Source organism: Dyadobacter sp. AC419 (genome assembly GCF_979253085.1).
The window spans coordinates 243,826-265,049 of sequence record NZ_CEEDCD010000024.1; the positions used below are offsets into that span (position 1 = coordinate 243,826).

Annotated in this window: 18 protein-coding genes and 5 pseudogenes; 10 read left to right on the forward strand and 13 right to left on the reverse strand. The window is 44.3% G+C overall.

Annotated features, from left to right (window positions below; translation table 11 throughout):
* Positions 1–78: 78 nt before the first annotated feature.
* The 10 genes and pseudogenes from AC0IYG_RS23385 to AC0IYG_RS23430 all read right to left on the reverse strand — a co-directional run bounded on the left by AC0IYG_RS23385 (position 79) and on the right by AC0IYG_RS23430 (position 7,619).
* Positions 79–789 carry a DUF4249 family protein gene (locus AC0IYG_RS23385; RefSeq protein ID WP_471713481.1) on the reverse strand — a complete coding sequence of 237 codons (711 nt, stop codon included), beginning with the start codon at positions 787–789 and terminating at the stop codon, positions 79–81.
* On the reverse strand, positions 779–1,018 hold the full coding sequence (locus AC0IYG_RS23390; RefSeq protein WP_471713482.1) for a hypothetical protein: 240 nt from the start codon (positions 1,016–1,018) through the stop codon (positions 779–781). The genes AC0IYG_RS23385 and AC0IYG_RS23390 overlap by 11 nt, the downstream gene beginning before the upstream one ends.
* Positions 1,019–1,053: 35 nt before the next feature.
* The gene (locus AC0IYG_RS23395; RefSeq protein WP_471713483.1) at positions 1,054–3,423 is read right to left on the reverse strand and encodes a TonB-dependent receptor; all 2,370 of its coding nucleotides are present in this window, start codon (positions 3,421–3,423) and stop codon (positions 1,054–1,056) included.
* 221 nt (positions 3,424–3,644) lie between these two features.
* A pseudogene (folK, locus tag AC0IYG_RS23400) lies at positions 3,645–3,992 on the reverse strand (2-amino-4-hydroxy-6-hydroxymethyldihydropteridine diphosphokinase); the annotation flags it as partial.
* Between the two features lie 222 nt (positions 3,993–4,214).
* On the reverse strand, positions 4,215–4,454 hold the full coding sequence (gene rpmB, locus AC0IYG_RS23405) for a 50S ribosomal protein L28 (RefSeq protein WP_031528537.1): 240 nt from the start codon (positions 4,452–4,454) through the stop codon (positions 4,215–4,217).
* A 92-nt stretch (positions 4,455–4,546) separates the two neighbouring features.
* Positions 4,547–5,234 (reverse strand): annotated as a pseudogene (locus AC0IYG_RS23410) (response regulator transcription factor).
* Entirely contained in the window at positions 5,234–5,434 is a 201-nt protein-coding gene (locus tag AC0IYG_RS23415; protein ID WP_471713484.1) for a sensor histidine kinase, read from the reverse strand. Before AC0IYG_RS23415 ends, AC0IYG_RS23410 begins: the two are co-directional and overlap by 1 nt.
* Positions 5,367–6,485 (reverse strand): sensor histidine kinase, encoded by a 1,119-nt coding sequence (locus AC0IYG_RS23420; RefSeq protein ID WP_471713485.1) that lies wholly within the window; start codon positions 6,483–6,485, stop codon positions 5,367–5,369. The genes AC0IYG_RS23415 and AC0IYG_RS23420 overlap by 68 nt, the downstream gene beginning before the upstream one ends.
* Before the next feature lie 44 nt (positions 6,486–6,529).
* A complete protein-coding gene (locus AC0IYG_RS23425) occupies positions 6,530–7,375 on the reverse strand; it encodes an N-acetylglucosamine kinase (RefSeq protein WP_471713486.1) in 846 nt (281 codons plus the stop codon).
* A gap of 4 nt (positions 7,376–7,379) precedes the next feature.
* The gene (locus AC0IYG_RS23430; RefSeq protein WP_471713487.1) at positions 7,380–7,619 is read right to left on the reverse strand and encodes a cytochrome b5 domain-containing protein; all 240 of its coding nucleotides are present in this window, start codon (positions 7,617–7,619) and stop codon (positions 7,380–7,382) included.
* Between the two features lie 137 nt (positions 7,620–7,756).
* On the opposite strand from AC0IYG_RS23430, the gene AC0IYG_RS23435 reads away from it, so the two are divergent.
* The 4 genes and pseudogenes from AC0IYG_RS23435 to AC0IYG_RS23450 all read left to right on the forward strand — a co-directional run bounded on the left by AC0IYG_RS23435 (position 7,757) and on the right by AC0IYG_RS23450 (position 10,318).
* Positions 7,757–8,047, forward strand: coding sequence for a hypothetical protein (locus AC0IYG_RS23435; protein WP_471713488.1), 291 nt, complete (start codon positions 7,757–7,759; stop codon positions 8,045–8,047).
* Between the two features lie 13 nt (positions 8,048–8,060).
* The gene (locus AC0IYG_RS23440; RefSeq protein ID WP_471713489.1) at positions 8,061–8,213 is read left to right on the forward strand and encodes a hypothetical protein; all 153 of its coding nucleotides are present in this window, start codon (positions 8,061–8,063) and stop codon (positions 8,211–8,213) included.
* Between the two features lie 92 nt (positions 8,214–8,305).
* Positions 8,306–9,326 (forward strand): annotated as a pseudogene (gene thiL / locus AC0IYG_RS23445) (thiamine-phosphate kinase).
* A gap of 125 nt (positions 9,327–9,451) precedes the next feature.
* A complete protein-coding gene (locus AC0IYG_RS23450; protein WP_471713490.1) occupies positions 9,452–10,318 on the forward strand; it encodes a hypothetical protein in 867 nt (288 codons plus the stop codon).
* A 54-nt stretch (positions 10,319–10,372) separates the two neighbouring features.
* Here the strand turns inward: AC0IYG_RS23450 and AC0IYG_RS23455 are convergent, their stop codons facing one another.
* Entirely contained in the window at positions 10,373–11,203 is an 831-nt protein-coding gene (locus AC0IYG_RS23455) for an aminotransferase class IV (protein ID WP_471713491.1), read from the reverse strand.
* A 139-nt stretch (positions 11,204–11,342) separates the two neighbouring features.
* Here AC0IYG_RS23455 and AC0IYG_RS23460 point away from each other — a divergent pair.
* Positions 11,343–12,315: pseudogene (locus AC0IYG_RS23460) on the forward strand (polyprenyl synthetase family protein).
* 29 nt (positions 12,316–12,344) lie between these two features.
* The gene (locus AC0IYG_RS23465; RefSeq protein WP_471713492.1) at positions 12,345–12,974 is read left to right on the forward strand and encodes a rhomboid family intramembrane serine protease; all 630 of its coding nucleotides are present in this window, start codon (positions 12,345–12,347) and stop codon (positions 12,972–12,974) included.
* Between the two features lie 16 nt (positions 12,975–12,990).
* On the opposite strand, the gene AC0IYG_RS23470 is transcribed toward AC0IYG_RS23465, so the two are convergent.
* Positions 12,991–13,653: a phosphatidylserine decarboxylase family protein gene (locus AC0IYG_RS23470; protein WP_471713493.1), complete on the reverse strand. Its 663-nt coding sequence runs from the start codon at positions 13,651–13,653 to the stop codon at positions 12,991–12,993.
* A 133-nt stretch (positions 13,654–13,786) separates the two neighbouring features.
* Positions 13,787–17,134 carry a preprotein translocase subunit SecA gene (secA, locus tag AC0IYG_RS23475; protein ID WP_471713494.1) on the reverse strand — a complete coding sequence of 1,116 codons (3,348 nt, stop codon included), beginning with the start codon at positions 17,132–17,134 and terminating at the stop codon, positions 13,787–13,789.
* Between the two features lie 292 nt (positions 17,135–17,426).
* Here secA and AC0IYG_RS23480 point away from each other — a divergent pair, with 292 nt between their 5' ends.
* The 4 genes and pseudogenes from AC0IYG_RS23480 to AC0IYG_RS23495 all read left to right on the forward strand — a co-directional run bounded on the left by AC0IYG_RS23480 (position 17,427) and on the right by AC0IYG_RS23495 (position 21,224).
* On the forward strand, positions 17,427–17,660 hold the full coding sequence (locus tag AC0IYG_RS23480; RefSeq protein ID WP_471713495.1) for a PspC domain-containing protein: 234 nt from the start codon (positions 17,427–17,429) through the stop codon (positions 17,658–17,660).
* Positions 17,661–17,823: 163 nt separating this feature from the next.
* Positions 17,824–19,003, forward strand: a pseudogene (locus tag AC0IYG_RS23485) (acetyl-CoA C-acyltransferase).
* A 102-nt stretch (positions 19,004–19,105) separates the two neighbouring features.
* On the forward strand, positions 19,106–20,122 hold the full coding sequence (locus AC0IYG_RS23490) for a glycosyltransferase family 2 protein (RefSeq protein ID WP_471713496.1): 1,017 nt from the start codon (positions 19,106–19,108) through the stop codon (positions 20,120–20,122).
* On the forward strand, positions 20,109–21,224 hold the full coding sequence (locus AC0IYG_RS23495) for a glycosyltransferase (RefSeq protein ID WP_471713497.1): 1,116 nt from the start codon (positions 20,109–20,111) through the stop codon (positions 21,222–21,224). The genes AC0IYG_RS23490 and AC0IYG_RS23495 overlap by 14 nt, the downstream gene beginning before the upstream one ends.

Below are 21,224 nucleotides of genomic sequence, written 5' to 3' on the forward strand. Positions count from 1 at the left end.
TTTTAATAAAATGAAATATAACAAAAAATCCACTGGCAAAACAGCTTTACCAGTGGATCAGTGAGGTTTTTACGCACATTAGTCTTCGTCGGGACGTGCTTTTTCAGGATCAATGATGGTTTGCATCCGGCTTACGGCAGAAGCGCCAAACAGACCCAGCGCTTTCATCCCTTTCGGATCCGCATTTACAACATTGGATTTGATATTAGTAATGGGAACAGCAAAAAGTCTGCCGTTTCCAGCTTGTTCTCTGACTTGTTTCAAAAACTCAAATGTCTCATTTGTAATGCTATGCAGCTCAACTCCCACGGAAGCGCCAGCGGAGTAGAGCGAATCGGTTGTCAGTGACTCGCGGATTGGCAAAATGAAAATCAAACCATCCGAAGGAGCGCCCGAACCAAATGCTGCGTCATAAGCAATCGAAATGTTCACTGCTTTATCAACAGCAGGCTTGCCGTTGATCAACGGCTTGATCCAATAAGTGTCCCCTTCGCCTACAAAATCCCGGGCATAAAACTGAGCAACATAACCTTCCCGAGGCCCCTTATCAGGCTCGAAAGGCAATTTTTCTTTGCGATACACAATCGAGTCAACTTGCGGAACGCGCTTTAATTCGGTTTTGGCTGTATAGGTGTCAGTCTGATTTTTAATCGTCAAAGAATAAGTGCGGCCGATATGTCCCAGCGTATCAGCGGTGGTTTTCCCCCAAATGTATTGTCCGTTTCCAGCCAGATCTTTGAATTCATAAATCTTGCCTTTGTCATCCTTAACCGTGACCTCAGCGCCCAAAACCGGCTTGGCTGGCCCATGTGTTGAAATAAGCGGCTGACCAGGTTAGCTTAATGGTTTGCGGCCCGGCTTCGTTCGTAATCCAGCCGTCAACGACAAGTTGCTCAGCACCCGTTTCCACATCCAGATCGATCACATCTTCACATCCGGTAAGGATGAAGAATGATGCAAAAAATAGTGGCAGGAAACTTAATCTCTTGATATCTGATATTTTGATCATGTTTTTCATGGCGTTGTATTTTGCCAGATGATTTGGATGGCTAATTAAAACTTGAAATTATAGGTGATTGCCGGAATCAAACTTCCGATTACCGAGTAACGGACCGCTTCGGTTTTCAATGGCGTGTCTTCATTGCTGCGGGTGTACACCGAGAATGGATTGCGTCGGTTGTATACATTATATACGGAGAACACCCACTCGCCTTGTCCCACATTGAACAATTTCCTCTTCGATTTCAATGTTGCAGCCAAGTCCAGGCGGTGATAGGCCGGAATGCGGTTGTTGTTTCTTACGTTGTTAATGTTATTTCCAATCGGCCAGCCGCCATATTCGTAACGGTTTGTGGGGAATGTTGCTGGTGTCCCGGAAGTAATGGTGAAGTTTGCCGAAAGCGACAATCTTTTTCCCATTTCGTAAATCGCCACAGAAGTAAAGTTATGCGGCTTATCAAACCTTGCAGGAAACCAGTCGTCATTGTTAATCGTTTCAACAAGTCGTTCCGTGCGCGCCAACGTGTAACTGATCCAGCCGGTGAGTTTGCCTTTGTTCTTTTTGAGATAAAACTCCGCTCCATAAGCACGGCCTTTGCCAAAAAGCAGGTCGCCAGCCACAAATTCATTTAATAATAATTCAGAACCGGGCACATAATCGATCTGATTGTAAAGCTTTTTGTAATAAACTTCCACCGATGCCTCGTAAGTGTTGTCCTTGAAATTCTGGAACCAGCCTAATGCAACCTGATCCGCTTTTTCTGGTGCAATGTTAACCGAGCTCAAAGTCCAGACGTCCAGTGGCGAGCTTGCTGCGGTGTTGGACAAAAGGTGTAAATATTGCGCTGTTCTGTTATAACTTGCTTTGATAGAAGCGGTTGAAGTTAAACCAATGTTCAGGGAAGCGCGTGGTTCCCAATTTCCGTAACTTTGGATTACATCACCCTTTTTGTATTGTTTGCCAGGAAGCACGGGAAACTTGCGCTGTCCTTTGTCAATTTCCAGATAATCGTATTCCATTCCCGGCCCCAGGCTCCTGAAATAAGAATAGCGCACACCATATTGCAACGAAATGCGATCCGAGATTTTCTGTTCATTACCAATGTACAATGCTGATTCATCCGCATATCGTGGTTCGAGGCTAATGTCGGTGTCCTGACCTTCGGAAACGGCTATTGCTTTGCCCGGACGGGTGTCATAATAAATGTATTGCCCGCCGAATGTCAGCTGATTGTTTGGCGTAATATAAAATGTAAAATCCGGCTTAACGCTTGTGCTGATGATCTTTGATTTCCAGTCGAAACGGTCCTTCGCATCCGGCTTATTCTGGTTTTGACCGAGCGTGTAATCGTAATTGCTGTAATAACCGGTCAGGTTCATGAACAGTTTGTTAGAAAAAACGTGATTCCAGCGTGCCGTTGCAGTTGCATTGCCCCATCCAAAACCAAAGTCTCCGCCCCCAAAAACATCTTTTCCAAAATAACCTGAAGCGAAAAATGTGTCTTTTTCACCAATCTTATAATTCACTTTGGCAGTAAGGTCGTAGAAAAAGAATTTCGAATCTTTCAAATCGGAATTCAGGAAAGGCTTGGCAAGAATATCAATGTAAGAGCGGCGGCCGGCAACAATGAATGATCCTTTTCCTTTCGCAAATGGCTGCTCGTAGGTCAATCGTGAGAAAATAGTCCCGATTCCGCCATTGATTTCGCGCTTTTTAGAGTTCCCTTCTTTCATCCTGACATCCAGAATAGAAGAGATCCGGCCTCCATATAAGGAAGGAATTCCGCCTTTTATCAATTTCACGTCTTTAACAGCATCCGGATTGAACACCGAGAAAAACCCAAAAAGGTGAGAAGAGTTATAAACTGGCGCTTCATCCAGTAAAACGAGGTTTTGAGAAATATCCCCACCCCGCACATTGAAACCGGATGCACCTTCACCCACGGAAGTTACGCCGGGTAAAAGTTGAATGCTACGGATCAAATCCACTTCTCCAAGCAATGCAGGCATTTTACGGATCGTTTTCATCTCCACTTTATTGACAGACATTTCAATGCCTCTCACATTCTCATCTTCTCTTTGTGTCGAAACCGTCACTTCCTGCAAGTCCGTGCTCTCATCGCTCATTTCAATGCTGACCGTTTTGTCCGAATCGAGATTAGCCGTTTTTTCTACTTTCTGATAACCAATGTAAGAAAACACCAGCGTGTAGCTGCCTTCGGGCAAGGTTAGCGAGTAAAAGCCGTAAGGATTGGTTACGACGCCCGTTTCGGCCTCGCGGACGTAAACCGAAACGCCGATAAGCCCTTCGCCATTAGACTGATCCTTCACATATCCGCTAACCGTATGCTTGTTCTGGGCAGACGCTGCGCTGACGCAAAAAATCAGGAAGAAGAAGCATTGAGTAAGTACTTTGTTTTTCATGGGCTTTAATTTCATTATTGAACTTTTCCTATTCGTATGACAATCGTAATGACGTATACCCTGCCAATTTATTTTAAAAAGTTTTGCAGGCATCAACTGACTGTCCGACAAAGCACGTGTTAATCAGATTAATATGACAGAAAAAAGTGATGAACTGGAAAAAAAAGGGAATAAGTGGCTGAATGCAGAAAACGGACAGCCCGAAAAGAAATAGTACTTTTTTACGGTAATTTTGTGATAACGCCTTTATCGGGGCACGATTCGAGCAATGCAGCAGACGTCATTTTGAACACCGGGTGAATGAAATCAGGGGCAATCTCAGCGAGTGGAATAAGGGTAAAAAGTCGATCCTGCAAACGAGGATGCGGAAGGGTGAGCCGGGCAGTGTCCAGGACTAAGTCGCTGTAATAAAGGAGATCAATGTCAATGACACGTGCGCCCCAGCGTTCATAACGAACCCGGCCAAGTTCGTGCTCAATGTCTAAAATAATTCTTAAAACTTCCTCAGGAGCGAGTTTAGTTTCAACGCGGAGCACCTGGTTAAGAAACGCAGGCTGATCTGCAACGCCCCAGGGCTCCGTTCATAAACCGAAGAATGCAGGGACACAACGCCAACCCGTTCTGAAATGTGCCGGATAGCCGACTGAAAGCGTAGCAGCACGATCCCCTAAATTGGAACCCAGAAGAAGAAATATGCTTTCGTTGTCAGCCATGATCTGCACATTAAGCACGGTGCATGAAAAAAGGACTTCCCGGATAGGAGAAGTCCTTTTTTAAACTCGTAAATATTTTTAGAACGTAAGCGTTCCTTTATCGTATGCTTTTTGAATCGTTGCTTCAATACCATTCTTATTGATAGTACGAAGTGCAGATGTTGCTACTTTCAACGTAACCCATTCTCCAGACGAAGGAAGGAAGAAACGTTTCTTTTGCAAATTCGGGAAGAATTTACGCTTTGTTTTATTGTTAGCGTGAGAAACGTTATTTCCAACGCGAGTTCTTTTACCTGTAATTTGACAAACCTTAGCCATAACCTTACTTTTTTTCCAAATGAGGGTGCAAAGATGCGTAATTAATTTTTCGTGACCAAACTTAGAGAAAAGAAATTTTCAAAAAAACACGCCTACCACCTCATTCTGAACCCTACGCCGTGAATGTTATCAATTTTGATGTCAGGATCTGCTGAAAGATATTTCCTTAACCTTGATATAAAAACATCTAAACTCCGACCCATAAAATAGTCATCATCGCCCCAGATTGCCTTCAAAAGTTCATCTCTGCGGATCACCTGGTCCGGCCTTTCCGCAAGATATTTCAGCACTTCTGCTTCCCGGAAGGTGAGATTCTGGCTGCCTGCCCATTGAAAGCCAGTGTAAGCTTCTGAAAGTCGAATGTATATTGTCCTACCTTGCTGGAATCGGCCTTCGTTGCAAGCGGCTGTTCCGATTTGCTTCGCCGCAAAAACACGTCGATCCGCAATTTGAGCTCTTCAATGCTGAATGGCTTTGTAATGTAGTCATCCGCTCCAAGCTTGAGGCCTTTGATCTTGTCTTCCTGCAGGCGCGCGCCGTCAGAAACAGAATCGGGACCTGGCTGTCTGAGCTGCGGATTTTTTCAGCCAGTGTGAATCCATCCGTTTTTGGAAGCATAATGTCCAGCACGCAAATGTCGAAATGGTCTTTTCCGAAATGTTCCAATGCCTTAATGCCGTCAGGTGCGTGAACCACTTCATAATCATATTCCTCTAAATTATCCTTCGTTGCAAATGCGAGGTTGGGATCATCTTCAACGTACAAAATTCGTTTTTTCATTATCCTTGTTTCTGAGGAATTGTGATGATAAATGTGCTGCCTTTGCCTAATGTGCTTTCCAGATCGAGTTTCCAGTGATGTGCGCGGACGATTTGTTTGACATAACTGAGCCCGATTCCGAACCCTTTTACATTATGAACGTCGCCATAAGGAATGCGGAAAAACTGGTTGAAAAATCTTTTTGCGATATTCCGGCGCAATGCCAATGCCCTGATCCTGAACCGCAATTACAAGACATTTGCCTTTGTTATAGGTCTCAATTTTCACATCGGGAACATCATTTGAATATTTCAATGCATTATCGATCAGGTTATTGATCATGCACCTGAAATGAAATGGATCTGCTTCGATCAGCGTATTTTCTGCGTGATTAAGGAAGGCAATTTTGTTTTCAAATGGCAATAAAACCGATTCTATAATCTCCTCAATGCGCATGGTTTCCTTTTGCAGCGTCAGCACATTGCGCTCGGCTTTGGCCATGGAAAGCACCATTTCCACTTGTCCCTGCAACCTTAAAATCTCATCCTGCACGATCTGGACATAGCGCTTATGTCGTTTGGGCTGCGTAATAATGCTTTCAGAATTGAGCACGTCAGCAGCAATGCGGATGGTTGAAATAGGCGTTTGGAGCTCATGGGTCATGTTATTGACAAAATCGCGCTGCACTTCTGACAACTGTTTTTGTCTTAAAATAACAAAAAGCGCATATGCAAAAAAGGAAACCGCAACTAGCACCAGTGTAGATGACCATATCGCACCATTCAGCGTGCCTGCAAAATAAGCGTCCTGTTCCGGAAACCGCACACCGAAATAGTAAGGATATTTATCCGTTTTGATCCAGTTGGAAGTTGGCGTGGGGATCTTATCATTATTCTTTGTGCTCAGCGTCATTCCGTAACGCATGCGATTGGTCGTACAATCGTATATGCCGACTTCGAAATCGGTGATCAGATTATTTTTTTGAAAGCTGTCTTTGATGAAATGTTCCAGCAGGTCGGGCTGCGTGGTTGCGTTCGTATCGACCAAAAAATATTCCGGCGACAATTGCTCCACCGGGTTGCTCGTTTGCATGACGCCATTCACTTTGGCCAGCTTGTTTGCCACGTCCTGCAACGCGACGTGCGCATTTTGGTTAAACTGACGGTGCCGCAAATCCAATGCTTGCTTCACCCAATAGATCTGTGTGATCACCACACTAATGATGAGCACAGCAGAAAAAACAGTTAGTAATTGGATTGTACGTCTCGACATTGCCCAGAATTAACGCGCGATGGCTTTTTTATTGTGAACAAATTTCAAGAATAGTAATGCAAAAGTCCTTCCAGCGGTGATTTCAAGATTCTTCCAGGCTTTAAACCCTTTTTTTCCAAAACATCTTCCAGAATGTTCTGGTAATAAAAAGCAATGGATCCTGTAAAATGAACCGGAACCACCTCCGCCTCAGGATGCTTGCAAATGTATTTTTCAGCAAAAATTGAAAATGCATCTGAAACCAGATTTATAAGAAATGAATGTTCTTTATTTTCAGCGATAAATTTCGAGAAACCTGCGAAATAGCGATTTGGATAAGGTTTCTTATAAGCATTATCCAAGACCGAAAGCCGGTCGATATCCGGATATTGCGCCGCAAACTGCTCGTGTAAATCTTGCGGAAGTTCATGCTGTAAAAAGTGAACAACTAATGTTTTACCCAAATAAGAACCGCTGCCTTCGTCGCCCAGCCAAAAACCCAGCGAACCGATTGAGCGGACAATATTTTCTCCATCATAATAAGCATTGTTGGCCCCTGTGCCCAAAATACACGCAAGCCCGGGCTCATGTCCGCATAATCCACGGGCAGCACCCAACATATCGGATGCAACTTCGATCGTTTCGGCTGAGGAAATGCATCGGGTTAATGCATCGAAAACAGGCCGGCTAGTTTGTTCATTTGCGCAACCTGCTCCGAAAAAATATATTTTTTCAACAGGCCAAAACAGATTAGGCACAACTTCCTTTTCCAAAACAGGAATAATTTCTTCCGCAGTCTGATAAAACGGATTAATCCCCGTTGATTGAAAGGAATGTTCTGCCTGCGCAGTTTTTAAGACCCAATCTGTTTTGGTAGACCCGCTGTCTGCAATTAAATATGATTTCTGCATGGACTTATTTATCCTGTGACTGCAATTTTCCAATCGCATTAAAGCGCTCGAAAACCTTTTCTGTATGCGGGGCGTCGCCTAATTCTTTGGTAAGGTCCTGCCCTGCCCAATGTTCATAATGATGCCCGTTTCGCCAAAGCCGTGAGGAGCCCACGTCGTAAATAATGCCTTTATATGCACACCAGATTTCCTCTCTGTCCTGTCCGTTTCTGAGTGCAAGCTGCGCTTTCGTATATTCTTTCATTGCTGCCATTTGAGCCGCAATTTAGCGATAAGGCAACTTCGCTTTGAAATTAAAAATCATCTTGGGTGAATATTTTGATATTCAGACTAAAATGTAAGAACTTGGCGTTCTGTTAAAGAAATTCAAGAAAAAGAAATATGAAAAAAAGTTACTCTCTAATTTGGTGTACATTACTCGCACTAACACTGATTGCAACCGGATGTAAGAAAAAGGTAAAGCCTGTTTCAGAGCGCATTGCAAAAGCTTGGACTGCGGAATCTGTGAAACATGGGCCAACGGTCGTGTACACAAGAGGAGGTTCTACCAACACATTGCCTGCTTATTCGGGTTTCAGGCTTACGCTTAACAATGCTTCGGGCACAAAGACGGTTTCTTACACAGAATTTGACGGAAGCACATTCAGCGGGAGTTTGGGATCTGGAAGGTGATTCTAAATTGATTTTGAAAGAGTTAACTCCGCAGCCAACCGGCAGCGGCGGCACAATTGAATTTACGATCAACTCGCTGGACGATGCCAAAGTTGTTTTGACACGTTTGAAAACGAGTCCGAAAACAGGCGGCACAATCAACGAATACACATTGACCAATCCTTAACAACCTTCAAACAGGTCTGTTAATGTCATTCATATCAAGCGAAGCCATTTCCAACCGGAAGTGGCTTCGCTTTTTTTAGCTAATTTTGTACTATGGAAACAAGAACTGAAATCAGCAGCCTCGGCGAATTCGGGCTTATAAAAAGAATAAACAGCGGAATAAAAACAGTATTGCCGGACACCATTCGCGGCATTGGCGACGACGCGGCAGTGATTGATACGGGTGAGGAATATGGCTTGCTTTCTTCTGATCTGATGCTGGAAGGCGTACATTTTGACCTTACTTTTTTCCCGCTCAAACATTTGGGTTACAAAGCCATTGCCATCAATGTTTCTGACATTGCGGCTATGAATGGCATTCCAAGGCAAGTGACTGTGAATCTCGCATTAAGCAACCGGTTTTCACTGGAAGCAATAGACGAGCTATATGTGGGCATGAAGGCGGCCTGCGCCGATTTCAATGTAGACCTGGTTGGAGGCGACACGTCTTCGTCGAGATCCGGATTATTGATTTCTGTAAGTGTTTTTGGCAAAGTCAATAAGGATAAAATCACTTACCGAAACACGGCAAAAGCGAATGATTTGCTTTGCGTAACGGGCGATTTGGGTGGTGCTTATCTGGGCCTTCAATTATTGGAAAGAGAAAAGCAGGTTTTCCTGGCCAATCCGGATATGCAGCCTGAATTGGAAGGAAAAGATTATGTGATCCAGCGCCAGCTTCGTCCGGAAGCGCGTATGGATGTCGTTTATGAGCTGGCGGAAGCGGGCGTTGTGCCTACAGCCATGATCGACGTTTCTGACGGACTTGCTTCTGATCTGCTGCATATATGTGCGCAGTCGGGCTTGGGCGCTGTGGTTTTTGAAGAGCGCATTCCGATTGACGACCAGACTTATCTTGCTGCTTCGGAGCTCAACATTGGGCCCATTACGGCGGCGATGAACGGCGGTGAAGATTATGAATCTGCTTTTCACGGTGTCACAGGCTTCATATGATTTGATCAAAAACAATCCGAAAATCAGCTTTATCGGCTACATGACGGGCAACAAAGAAGAAATCGTGTTGCATACCAAAGGCGACAGCCGCGTTCCAATCACGGCACAAGGTTGGAGCTGAAATTCCCTGACTTATTTATGAAAGCATAGCCACTGGTTATGCTTTTTTTGTTGCGCAACCATCGGAAGGCTTTGCTCGTATTCACGACAAACCAATTCATCTCTAACAATAAAAATTTGAATCCGATGAAAATCTTCAACCTTTCCCGCATGCTGTTTGCCATGGGGTTACTCATGTCCGTCGCAATGTCCTGCTCGGACGACGACAACGATCCGGACACAGATCCGATTCCTGTTGCCAACGACATTCAGATCAAAGACAACAGCAAGTTTGGCAAAATCCTGACCGACAAGGATGGCAAATCACTGTATTTCTTTTCAAAAGACGCTGCGGGAACTTCGGTTTGCACTGGCAACTGCGAGGCTACGTGGCCTGTTTTTGCTGTAACCGACCTTTCAAAACTTAAAACTGACGCTGGCCTGACCGCGGGCGACTTTGCGAACATTACCCGTGCTGACGGCAAACCACAGACCACTTATAAAGGATGGCCTTTGTATTATTATAAAAATGATGCAGCTGCCGGTGAAGCGAATGGTGAGAATGTAGGTGGAATATGGTTTGTCGCCAAAACGGACTACACGATCATGCTGGCCAATGCGCAACTCGTGGGTAATGATGGAAAATCTTACAAACCTGATCTGACCGAAGGAACCGGCGAAACGCAGTTTTTTGTGGATGGCATGGGAAGAACATTATATGCATTTGCCCGCGATTCATCCGGAATTAACAACTGGACGACCAATGATCCTGCCAAAGATGCAACCTGGCCAATTTACGAGGTGAGTGAAATAAAGGAACTTCCCTCCAACCTCGACAAAACAATGTTTGCCACCATCGACGTTTTTGGCAAAAAGCAGCTTACGTATAAAGGATGGCCGCTTTATTACTTCGGGCCCGACGAAATGAAAAGAGGCATGACAAAAGGGGTCAGCGTTCCGAGACCGGGCGTTTGGCCAATCGTCAACAAAGATTCACCTAATGCACCTAAATAAATTATAGCTTATTACAAAAATTGAGAAGTGGCGGCCATCTGGCTGGCCACTTTTTTATTTACCCCAATTGGCAACCAGCTTTTCAAACAAACCCTGCAAAAACAGCGTCTGCTTCCCTGCTTCTCCGCTCCCAACCGGCAAGTCGCCGATTTGCACAACAGGCATAACCCATTTTGTGGTGCTGGTTGTGAAAACTTCATCCGCCATAATCACTTCTTTGTACATTACAGGCCGGATTTCAACCTCAAAATGTGCCTTAGCAAGCTCCATAACAACCTTTCTGGTGATGCCTTTCAGAATGTTGCGGTCAGAAGTAATGAGCTTATTCCCCTGGAAAATGAAAATGTTGCTCCTCGTGAGCTCGCTAACTTCTCCTTCTTTGTGAAAAAGCAGATCTGCTGCCTGCTGACGGCGCATTTCATCGGCCATAAGCACCATATGCACGTAATTTGTGCTTTTTATTTCAGGCAAATCCCGCACGTAATCATAAGGCAAAACCTTGATTCCCTTCAAACGACCCGCTGGATTATCTTGCGGCAATGCTTCCGTTCTGATCAGAAAATTAGGCTCGACAACATTGACGCTATCCGGCGCATAACCGCCCGTGAGCACAAAACGAAAAGCAACTTCCTGCTCACCGGACAAAGCGTGCAGATCGGCTAACACTTTTTCGGTTTCTTGTTGAGAAACGGGCAAGGAGAGCTTTAATAATCGCGCTGAGTTTTCGAACCGCTGCCAGTAATCGTCCCACCGGAACGGAACACCATTATATGTTCTGAAATAATCAAATAGCCCAAAACCGCGGAGCAGCCCGAGATCATTGCTTTTGAAAATCGGACTGTCGACAGGAAGAATTTCTCCGTTAAAATACTGGTGAAAAGGCATGCTGAATGAATTAATATATGATGGGCGGAATCTCAAAGTTATTAATTTTCCCTACTTTGCATACATATCTTATCAAATCAAACCGTTACTACATTACCCGTTGGATCTGTGTTAACGGATCTTTTTTATCCTGCGAATGATTAAACCCGAACAATTACTGCAAGCGCTGCAAACTGAGTTTGAAGAACAATCTTATGGCGAATATCCTTCGGAACTATACGAACCGATCCGCTACATTATGGCGCTTGGTGGCAAGCGTTTCCGGCCGTTATTAACCTTGCTGGCAGCTTCAATTTATCTGGAAGATTGGGAAAAAGCCGTTAAACCGGCCATGGCGGTAGAAGTTTTCCACAACTTCACGCTCATGCATGACGACATTATGGATCAGGCACCATTGCGCAGAGGAAAGCCCACCGTGCATGAAAAATGGAACGCGAACACCGCGATCCTGTCTGGTGACGTGATGCTGATCAAGGCTTATGACTTGCTGCTTGACATTCCTGCAGACAAGCTGCGCCGTGTTTTGGAAAGATTTAATAAAACGGCTGCCGAAGTTTGTGAAGGTCAGCAGCTGGATATGAATTTTGAAACACGCTGGGACGTTACCGAAGAAGAATATCTTGGCATGATCCGCTTGAAAACTTCGGTTCTCCTTGGCTTTGCGTTGGAGCTTGGCGGGATCATTGGCGGCGCCGATGAAGAATCGATCAGCTTGCTTTATGCTGCCGGTGAAAATATGGGGATTGGTTTTCAGTTAAAAGATGATTTGCTGGATGTTTACGGCGATCCGGACAAGTTTGGCAAGCAAGTAGGCGGCGACATTATTTCAAATAAAAAGACTTTTCTGCTCATTGAAGCACTTTCCAAGGCTGACGCAAATGCCAAGGCTGAATTGGATAAATGGATTGGCGAGAAGCATTTTGATAAGGTGGAAAAAGTGGCGGCTGTAACAGGCATTTATGAAACGCTTGGCATCCGTTCTTTTACAGAGGAGAAAATCCAGGCATATTTTGCCAAAGGACTTACCAGCCTGTATAAATTAAAAATAGACGATAGTCGTAAAGCGCCGTTGCTGCAAGTTTGCCCAGCAATTGGTTGAGCGAGAGAAATAGAATAACCCAACAAAACATTAAAACCCACTATGTCAGTAACCCTTCTTCTGGTCATCATTACTTGCGGCATCAGCTATTATGCGTTGAACAATTACAGTTTAATGGAAAAACTGATCCTCAATCCGGCCAAAGTCACGCGGCGTAACGAATATTACAGGTTCGTCACTTCCGGTTTCATTCATGCCGATTTTGGGCACTTGCTGTTTAATATGCTCAGTTTGTGGTTCGTAGGCGAAGGAATTGAAAGATTGTTCGGCATGTTGTTCGGCCCGAGCGGAACATTGTATTATTTGTTCCTCTACATTGTTGGCATCATTGTTTCGGACATTCCAACCTTCTTAAAGCACCGCAACAATTCCAATTACAATTCACTGGGTGCATCCGGAGGCGTTTCTGCGGTTTTATTTGCAGCCATCCTTTTTGCGCCAACTATGACGATTTCGCTTTATTTCTTCATCAAAATGAAGGCGTTTATCTTTGGGATCCTGTTTCTTGGATATTCTTTTTATGAAGCGCGCAGAGGAACCAGCTATGTCAATCACAGCGCGCACATGGTTGGGGCAATTTTCGGAATGATATTTATGGCTGTTGTTTATCCTGCTTCTGTGCCGGGTTTCTTCGCGCAGATCGGGGAATGGATTGGCACATTAAGGCCTTAATGTGCTCCTGAACAGGTTATTTTTTCAACTCAGCAAGAACCGTTACACTGCCGACCGTTTTGTCCTGCAGGTTAACCTTCACCTCTGCGTCTAACGGAAGGAAAATGTCAACGCGTGATCCAAATTTAATAAAGCCCATTTCTGTGCTTTGTTCAACCTGGTCGCCTTCCTTTACATACCAGCGTATGCGGCGTGCAGCTGCTCCTGCAATCTGACGGAAAAGGATTTCGATTCCTTCTATTGTTTTGATTACCACCGTTGTACGCTCATTATCCGTGCTTGACTTGGGATGCCAGGCAACCAGATAAAGGCCGGGGTGATATTTGAAATATTTCACCACGCCACTGATCGGGTTCCAGTTGATATGCACATTAAGCGGAGACATGAAGATAGAAACTTGTCTTCTTGGGCCTTTAAAATACTCATTTTCAACAACTTCCTCAATTACAACAACGCGACCATCGCATGGCGCAACAACCTGTCTGTCGCTGGTGTGAACAACACGCTTAGGCACACGAAAGAACTGAACGACGAGCAAGAACACGATTACACTGCCAATTAACACCAATCTTGGAATCCAATATCCATCGGGAAGTAAATAGTTTACCCCTAAGTTTATCAGTATCAATACAATGGCAGTAATGGCCATAATGGTGAATCCTTCTCTGTGCAGTTTCATGCAGCTAATGTTTCGTTAATGACTCGCTCTAAAATACAAATATCGTATAAATCCTGATTTCCTTTCAATCAAAAGCCCTGCCAATCCAGTCAGAAAAGGCAGGGCTTTTGATTATTATATTTTTGTGAACAAATTATTCGATCACAACGCAGTCTCCGTTTTTAACTTCCTGCTCCACTTTTTTAAATTTCACATCGCGTAAAATTCGTCCATCACGATATTGAACAGAAACTTTTTGGTTTCTATCGGCAATCTTAATGGTGCGGACAGGCTGCGCTTTTGTGGTCGATTCCATATTACGCGCATACTCGTTAGGACCTCCGTCAAGCTCCGTGTCAAATTCCTCTTCACGGTTCGTATGCAATGCTGGGGCCGGAGTTGGACGACGAACGGTTTGTTGCACCGCAGTTGCCGGCACCGCTTCTTCCTGTGGAATATCCGCCTTCATCAAGAAGGAGATCATGTCAAAGTTTACTTTGCTCAGGAAGCGTTTGAAAAGCTCAACGGATTCGAATTTATAGATCAACAACGGATCTTTTTGCTCAAAAACAGCATTCTGAACGGATTGTTTCAAATCATCCATTTCACGCAAATGCTCTTTCCATTCCTGATCGATCAGTGAAAGCACGATCGCTTTCTCCATTTCCGTGGTGATTTCCTTTCCTTCGTTCTCGATCGCCTTTTTCAAGCCTACAACCACACCAGTCTGGCGAATGCCGTCGCTGAATGGGATCATAATCTCGGAAATGGTCGCTCCGCGTTCTGCATGAATAGAGCTCAACACAGGCAATGCTTTGGAAGCAATTCCTGAATTTTTGTCCTGATACTGCTGCTCAGCCGCATCGTAAAGTTTCTGCGAACGATCCGCAGGCTTCATTGATCCATATTCCGACTCGCTGTAAGGAACTTCCATTCCCAATGTCGTAATGACGGCCAGTTCCAGTTCAGCGTACGTTCCCGCTGTGCTAACCAGTTCGTCACAAACATCATATAATGTGTTCGCAATGTCCACCGCAAGACGCTCTCCGAACAATGCATTGCGACGACGTGTATAAATGGCGTCACGCTGATAGTTCATCACGTCATCATATTCCAAAAGACGCTTACGCATGCCGAAGTTATTTTCCTCAACCTTTTTCTGCGCACGCTCAATGGATTTGGTGATCATTCCGCTTTGAATTACTTCGCCTTCTTCCAGTCCCATGCGGTCCATAACCTTCGCCATCCGGTCAGAACCGAACAAACGCATCAGGTTATCTTCCAATGAAACAAAGAATTGCGAAGAACCCGGGTCACCCTGACGGCCGGACCGACCGCGCAGCTGCCTGTCTACACGACGGCTTTCGTGACGCTCCGTACCAATGATCGCAAGTCCACCCGCTTTTTTGGATTCCGGAGTAAGTTTAATATCCGTTCCACGACCAGCCATGTTGGTTGCTATGGTCACAGTTCCGGGCTTACCGGCTTCTGTCACCACTTCCGCTTCACGCTGATGTTGCTTGGCGTTCAAAACCTGATGCGGGATTTTTCTTAATGTGAGCATCCGGCTGATAATCTCGGAGTTTTCAACCGAAGTCGTACCCACCAGAACAGGACGTCCGGCTTCCACAAGCTCTACGATTTCATCCGTTACCGCATTATATTTCTCGCGAACGGAGCGATACACTTTATCTTCATGATCTTTCCTTACCGCGTTGACATTGGTAGGGATGGAAACAACGTCCAATTTATAGATTTCCCAGAATTCACCCGCTTCTGTTTCCGCCGTTCCGGTCATACCAGCCAGCTTGTGATACATACGGAAATAATTCTGCAATGTAACCGTCGCATAAGTCTGCGTCGCATCTTCAACACGCACGTTTTCTTTTGCTTCAATCGCCTGGTGCAAACCGTCGGAATAACGACGTCCGTCCATGATACGACCCGTTTGCTCATCGACGATCTTAACCTTTCCGTCCATGATCACATATTCCACGTCTTTTTCAAAAAGCGTAAATGCTTTCAAAAGCTGGTTAACCGTGTGAATGCGGGCTGTTTTTATAGAATAATCACGGATTAATGCTTCTTTTCTGATAATGCGTTCCTGCTCATTCAATGATGCATCTTTTTCAATTGCATCGAGATCAACGGCAATGTCTGGCAGGATAAAGAAGCTTGTTTCTTCTGATTCCCCTGTCAGGAAGTCAATCCCTTTTTCAGTTAATTCAATGCTGTTGTGACGCTCATCAATGGTAAAATAAAGCGGCTCATCAGCGATTGGCATCAGCTTTTGATTTTCTGCAAGATATATTGACTCAGATTCCTGCATAAGCGCTTTAATACCCGATTCGCTCAGATATTTAATCAATGGCTTATATTTCGGCATCCCGCGGTGTGCACGGAACAAGGATAATGCTCCTTCTTTCTTGTCACCGGCTGCAATTTTCTTCCTTGCATCATTCAGAAAATCCATTGCAAGTTTTTTCTGAGCCTCAACGATCCTTGAAACGCGCGGTTTCAATTCTAAATATTCCTGCTCATCGCCACGAGGAACCGGTCCGCTGATGATCAATGGCGTACGCGCATCATCAATCAAAACGGAGTCAACTTCATCGACCATGGCAAAGTGGTGCTTACGCTGAACGAGCTCTTCCGGCGTACGTGACATGTTGTCACGGAGATAGTCAAAACCAAACTCATTGTTTGTTCCGTAAGTCAGAGAGGCTTTGTAAGCATTTCTGCGGGCAATGGTGTTGGGCTGGTGGCGATCGATACAGTCAACGCTCATGCCGTGAAATTCAAAAAGCGGTGCATTCCACTCGGCATCACGTTTTGCCAGGTAATCATTCACCGTTACAATGTGAACGCCATTTCCTGCCAACGCATTAAGGAAAGCAGGCAAGGTTGCAACAAGCGTTTTACCTTCACCGGTCGCCATTTCAGCGATTTTTCCCTGGTGCAAAACCACACCACCAATCAACTGGACATCATAATGAAGCATATTCCATTTAATAGGCTGCCCGATTACGTCCCAGGTTGTATTCCAATGTGCTTTATCGCCTTCAATCACCACGTGTGACTTTCTTGAGGCAACTTCTCTATCAAAATAGGAAGCGGTAACTTCCAGTTTATCGTTCTCTTTAAAACGTCTTGCTGTTTCCTTAACGATCGCAAAAGCTTTTGGCAAAATATCCAGAAGGATCTTTTCCAATTCTTTATTACGGTCCAGATCCAAGGCGTCAATCCGCTTGAAAATTGCTTCTTTATTATCCACATTAGGCTCATCAGCAGCCTGTTGTCTCAAAACCGCAATCTGATCGTCAATGGATTTAAGGTTATCGGCAATATGTTGTTTGAGACCTTCGGACTTGGCCCGAAGCTCATCATTGGTTAAGGAAGCCAGAAGTGCATATTCGGCATTGACTTTATCAACGTACGGGGTTAGCTCTTTTAAGTCCCGTTCTGATTTGGTGCCAAACAGCTTTGAAAATATTTTAAACATGATTTTATATATGTTTTTAACAGATCATTTACAGAAAAAATATTGCGCCTGCCTATCCGGAAGTGCCAGATTGTCAGCAAAGCTATCATTTTCAAACTCAAAGGTAATTCATTGCAAATAGTATTGCATATCAATCACAAGAATCCTAATGTAACTCTAATCTTTTTTACACTTGTTTAAACGAATTAAGTACCCATTCTCAGGTGCTGAAACCGTTTATACCAAATTAATAACACTACTATGCAATACACAGTAGCTTTGAGTCATCAAACAAAAACAAATAACCATAGCCATGAACAACAATAGATTATTTCGCAATACTAGCAGCAAAGTTTTAGGTGGAGTTGCCTCCGGAATCGCTGATTATCTTGACATTGATGTAACGGTTGTACGGATACTTTTCGTCCTTGGCGTTTTTATCCCGGTCACATTTCCAATCATTTTATTATATGTCATTCTTTGGATCGTGATGCCGGATGGCGCCAAAAGACCCAAACCTTTCGAGCAAACCAGCATGTCATCTTAACATTATTTAAAACTTTCATCAGTACAGACTTTGTATTTGCAAACCGTCGGAAAACAAATTCCGGCGGTTTGTTGTTTTATGATTAATTGCTATTTTTACCAATGGTATGCAGGCATACTAATTCCTTTTGCCCGACCATTATCGAACTCAAAATCCATACTTTATGAATGCATATATTGTTGCCGGATATCGGAGCGCAGTGGGAAAAGCTTCGCGTGGAGGCTTCCGGTTTACACGGCCAGATGACCTTGGCGCAACTGTAATCAAATATTTGCTGGAAAAAGTCCCTAACCTGGACCCGACACGCGTTGACGATGTGATTGTGGGAAATGCAGTTCCGGAAGCTGAACAGGGCATGCAAATGGGCCGCTATGTTGCTTTGCTTGCACTTCCTAAGAATGTTTCAGGCATTACGATTAACCGTTATTGCGGCAGCGGAGTAGAAGCAATTGCAATGGCTTCGGCAAAAATCCATGCGGGAATGGCTGAATGCATTATTGCAGGCGGAACAGAATCCATGTCACTTGTACCGACAATGGGCTGGAAAACCGCATTGAACTATGAAATCGCACATACGAATCCGGATTATTACCTGAGCATGGGGCTGACGGCCGAGCAGGTTGCCAAGGATTTCAACATTAGTCGTGAAAAGCAGGACGAGTTTGCTTACAATTCGCATCAAAAGGCATTAAGGGCGCAAAAAGAAGGCTGGTTTGCTGACGGAATTGTGCCTGTAACAGTAAAGGAAACCTATTTCGATGCTGCATCCGGCAAAAAGAAAACGAAAGAAATTATAGTGAATCAGGATGAGGGTCCCCGCGCGGATACATCGCTTGATGCGCTGAATAAATTGAAACCGGTTTTTGCAGCTGGCGGATCTGTAACTGCCGGAAATTCGTCACAAACTTCTGACGGAGCTGCATTTGTCATGGTGATGTCAGAAAGATTGGTTGAAGAGTTGAATCTGAAACCCATTGCCCGAATGATGTCATACGCGACTGCTGGAGTTGATCCACGGGTTATGGGAATCGGGCCGGTTGCGGCTATTCCGATTGCGTTTGAAACAAGCCGGTTTACAACTAAATGATATCGAGCAAATTGAGCTTAATGAGGCTTTTGCTGCGCAATCTTTGGCAGTGATTCAGGAGCTTGACATTAACCCGGAAATCGTTAATCCCAATGGTGGCGCCATTGCGTTAGGGCACGCATTAGGCTCGACAGGCGCACGGCTTTCGGTGCAATTGTTCAACGAAATGAAGCGCCGCGATCAGAAATATGGCATGGTAACAGCATGCGTGGGAGGTGGCCAGGGCGTGGCCGGGATCTACGAAAGATTAAACTAGGCCGCTTAGTAACTCACCGACTATTTTGAGAGTCTCCGTAGAAGAATTACCTATCTTCTGCGGAGATTTTCTATTTTTGCGCCGAAACATACACACCTTTTCATGGATGTATCCATTGTCATTATCAATTACCGGACGCCTCAGCTTATCATTAATTGCTTAGATTCTATCCACAAATTCACCTCAGGCGTTTCTTTCGAAGTAATCATCGTTGACAATGACCCGGAGAATGGAGGCGGCGACCTGGTTAAGCTGCATTATCCGAACATTACATGGATAGACGCACCGTCGAACGACGGTTTCGGAATCGCCAACAACAGGGGAATGGCTGTCGCAAAAGGCAAATATTTCTTGTTGCTCAATGCGGATACTCTGCTGATTGACAATGTTATAGGCCGCTGTTTTGACAGAATGAATGTCCGGACCGACATTATCGCTTGCGGCGCTCTGCAATATTATGCTGATGGCTTGCCTATGCCGTTTTACCAAAGCTTTAATGAGTTTCGCAGGACTTTTTTCATTCTTCCGCCCAGCGGTTTTATAGAAAAGATTGTTAAAAAGTTTTATCCCGATCCAAACTATTCTGATCCGGATCAGCATGACTGGCTTGTCGGCGCATTCATTTTCGTGAGAAGAGAAGGATATGAGCAAACCGGCGGTTTCAGTGACGATTTCTTCATGTATGGCGAGGATGTAGAATGGTCGGGAAGGCTGGGAAAATTGGGCAAACTCTGCTATTTCAAGGATTGCATATTTATTCACCTTGAAAACAACAATCCATTCCGCCGCACAAATATCTCCTGGATCAACCGTTTCAGCACGCAAATGCAGGTTTCCAATTTTCTGTGGATCCGGAAACAATATGGCGTTCTGCAATATTTGCTGCTGATCTCACATTATATTCTGATGATCCCGGTAATTTATATTTGGAAAATGGCTTTTAATCTGAAAACAGACGGAAACCCATTTACAGAGCTGCGCACACAATATATCTACGTCAGAAAAACCAGAGTCATTCTAAAATATTTCTGGAAAACGCTTTTTGCAAAAAAGGGACTTTATAAAATAAAGCCTAACGAAAACATTGATTTGCTAACCGCCATTCATGAACAACGTTAAAAAAAAGATCCTCTTCTTCACGCCTTACGCCACCCGGACAGGATCAGAAATGATGCTGCTCTACATTCTGAAAAAAATCGACAGGACCCGGTTTGACGTGGGCATTGTAAGCTTTGCAAATGGAGAATTACTAAAAGAATTCCCTGCGGATATTCCCGTTTTCATTGCGCCAAGAAACTTCAACATTGCTCAAAAAATCTCTTTCCATCTGGGAGTAAATCCAACATTGAGATATTTGCGAAAACTGGCCAGGGAATTCAAAGCCGATTTCTGGTATGTGAACACGACGATGATCCCGGAAACCATTGTCGTCGCGAAGGAATATCAGATTAAGGTGATTACGCACTTCCACGAAATGCCTTTGACCTATGCTTATCTGAGCGCGCCGGACTTTAAAAGCATTGTTGATTATTCTGATTTACTGATCGGATGTTCGCAAACAACCTGTAATTCCATAAAAGACGCGGGCGGCAGAAATGTCGACTTACTATATTCTTTTATTGATAATTCGCTGGTTAAGAAAAATGAAAAGCGGACGAATGAATTAAAAGAAAAGCTAGGCATTCCAAAAGATGATTTTGTGTGGGTTTTATCAGGAATGACATCGGAACGAAAAGGTTTTGATATGTTGCCTGAGATTGCACAAGAACTGAATGATCCGCGCGTTCATCTCGTATGGGTTGGCGCGAGCATTGATGACGGCCTGGTTTATTATACAGAACAGCGTTGCAAAAATTCAAAATCAGCGACCAAGATTCACCTTGTAGGCAAGCAAAAAGAGGATTATTATAATTACCTTGACATGGGAAATGGGTTTTTGTTAACCTCCCGGCAAGATCCGTTTCCACTTGTGATGATTGAAGCTGCGTTGTTAGGCAAACCCATCGTTTCATTTCCTTCGGGCGGCGTTCTGGAATTTGTTCAGGAAGGAATGGGAATCGTTACGCAGGATTTGAGCGTAAAACAAATGGTTACGGCAATACGCTCGATCATGAACGGGCAAACGAAAACGGATAGCGCAAAAAGCATTGAAGTGGCAAGCCGTTTCAATATTGACAATGGTTATAACGATTGGATCAAAATAATTGACAAAAATTTTTAG

Excerpts from the sequence above, each read along its gene's own strand:
- AC0IYG_RS23390 (WP_471713482.1), bottom strand. The coding sequence starts at position 1,018 with ATGAAAAACATGATCAAAATATCAGATATCAAGAGATTAAGTTTCCTG.
- AC0IYG_RS23395 (WP_471713483.1), bottom strand. The coding sequence starts at position 3,423 with ATGAAAAACAAAGTACTTACTCAATGCTTCTTCTTCCTGATTTTTTGC.
- rpmB (WP_031528537.1), bottom strand. The coding sequence starts at position 4,454 with ATGGCTAAGGTTTGTCAAATTACAGGTAAAAGAACTCGCGTTGGAAAT.
- AC0IYG_RS23420 (WP_471713485.1), bottom strand. The coding sequence starts at position 6,485 with ATGTCGAGACGTACAATCCAATTACTAACTGTTTTTTCTGCTGTGCTC.
- AC0IYG_RS23425 (WP_471713486.1), bottom strand. The coding sequence starts at position 7,375 with ATGCAGAAATCATATTTAATTGCAGACAGCGGGTCTACCAAAACAGAT.
- AC0IYG_RS23430 (WP_471713487.1), bottom strand. The coding sequence starts at position 7,619 with ATGAAAGAATATACGAAAGCGCAGCTTGCACTCAGAAACGGACAGGAC.
- AC0IYG_RS23435 (WP_471713488.1), top strand. The coding sequence starts at position 7,757 with ATGAAAAAAAGTTACTCTCTAATTTGGTGTACATTACTCGCACTAACA.
- AC0IYG_RS23450 (WP_471713490.1), top strand. The coding sequence starts at position 9,452 with ATGAAAATCTTCAACCTTTCCCGCATGCTGTTTGCCATGGGGTTACTC.
- AC0IYG_RS23455 (WP_471713491.1), bottom strand. The coding sequence starts at position 11,203 with ATGCCTTTTCACCAGTATTTTAACGGAGAAATTCTTCCTGTCGACAGT.
- AC0IYG_RS23465 (WP_471713492.1), top strand. The coding sequence starts at position 12,345 with ATGTCAGTAACCCTTCTTCTGGTCATCATTACTTGCGGCATCAGCTAT.
- AC0IYG_RS23470 (WP_471713493.1), bottom strand. The coding sequence starts at position 13,653 with ATGAAACTGCACAGAGAAGGATTCACCATTATGGCCATTACTGCCATT.
- secA (WP_471713494.1), bottom strand. The coding sequence starts at position 17,134 with ATGTTTAAAATATTTTCAAAGCTGTTTGGCACCAAATCAGAACGGGAC.
- AC0IYG_RS23480 (WP_471713495.1), top strand. The coding sequence starts at position 17,427 with ATGAACAACAATAGATTATTTCGCAATACTAGCAGCAAAGTTTTAGGT.
- AC0IYG_RS23490 (WP_471713496.1), top strand. The coding sequence starts at position 19,106 with ATGGATGTATCCATTGTCATTATCAATTACCGGACGCCTCAGCTTATC.
- AC0IYG_RS23495 (WP_471713497.1), top strand. The coding sequence starts at position 20,109 with ATGAACAACGTTAAAAAAAAGATCCTCTTCTTCACGCCTTACGCCACC.